This window comes from Oceanobacillus sp. CAU 1775 (assembly GCF_054482815.1).
In genome coordinates this window covers 1-1,278 of sequence record NZ_JBTLRO010000017.1, presented here as the reverse complement: position 1 = coordinate 1,278, position 1,278 = coordinate 1, and the positions used below count along the sequence as shown (strand labels likewise).

1 protein-coding gene is annotated in these 1,278 nt (G+C 36.1%); it reads right to left on the bottom strand.

Annotated elements, in window-relative coordinates; all coding sequences use genetic code 11:
* Positions 1-20 precede the first annotated feature (20 nt).
* Positions 21-1,136 (bottom strand): IS4 family transposase, encoded by a 1,116-nt coding sequence (locus ACXYMZ_RS16425; RefSeq protein ID WP_458949494.1) that lies wholly within the window; start codon positions 1,134-1,136, stop codon positions 21-23.
* Positions 1,137-1,278 lie beyond the last annotated feature (142 nt).

The following is a 1,278-nucleotide window of genomic DNA, read 5'->3' as shown; positions in this document are numbered from 1 at the left end:
TGACAGCGACGTTTTGGTAGTTAAGAAGCACCTTTTCCCTCAATTTTCAGGAGCCAGATATAAGCTGGCCTCCACAACGAGGCTCTTAAAAAACGACTGATCTGTAGGATTGTTCTTTTACTTTTCGTTTCGATTTGAATGAGTACATTTAAACAGAATACAATAAGTGCAATAAAAACTTGATTGTAAATCGCTGACTCACTTTGACCATAGAATTTCTTGATGTTCAAGTGCTGCTTGATCCATTTGAAAAACAACTCAATGGCCCAACGTGATTTGTACATCTCAGAAATTTCTTCGGCGCTCAAATCGTATCGGTTTGTAATTAATTGAAGTACATTACCTTTCGAATCTACAACTTTTAGTAGACGGAAAAAATTCTCGGCACGGTTTTGCGTCGTACCAATTAACACCATTTGATCCGATAAAACAGCTGAATTCTCTGGTAGTTTAAAGTCGTCAACAACCCATATAACGGCATTATTTCGAAGTCTTGTGAGAAAAAAATAACCGTCGTCTGTCATGCGATCAAAGCGTTCGTAATCCAAGTACCCGCGATCAAAAACATACATGCATTCCTTGTCATCAATCATGACTTCTAGCTGATTGCGATCATGTTCTTTCGCATTTGTTAGCACTGCCTTTTCAGGATAATATCTTCCTTTATCCATAAATACTAGGCGGAGATGTAGTTTTACTCCAGCTTTTGTTTTCCGAAACTCTGCCCATTTATGATTGGTTAGATTAAGTGGCAATGTACTTGAATCAATGATTTTTAAAGGCATCACCAATTTGGGATATTGTGTTTTCGCTTGAATTTGACACACTAAATCGAGAAAAATATGTTGAAATATTGCTGGATTCATCCCGTTTAATCGTCGAGACAGTTGAGAAACACTAATTGAATCAAGATTAATTTCTCTCTGAAGCTGGTCATTGAAAAGAGAAGCACCTAACGCATGCAGACTTTCTATTTCCTCTAACTGTGCAAAAAGTAGTAGTTTCAGGAAAGACTCTGTCGTTAACTTTTTTGTATAGTAATCTAATTTCATCGTTTTCACATTTTCTTCAAGTGACTGAAGATTTATTGGTGAAAACCATTGCCCAATTGAATTTTTTCGTGTAATCTTGTCCATGAGATTGGTCCTTTGTTTTGGATTTGGACGGGTTACCACCTGACTATATCCATTATAAAGGACTTTTTCTTTGCATCATAGTAAATTAGTGAAGATTATGGGTATTTTAAATATTTCGTATTAATTAATGCAACGCTAGTGA

Bases quoted from the DNA above. Each gene is read 5' to 3' on its own strand.
- ACXYMZ_RS16425 (WP_458949494.1), bottom strand. From the start codon at position 1,136: ATGGACAAGATTACACGAAAAAATTCAATTGGGCAATGGTTTTCACCA.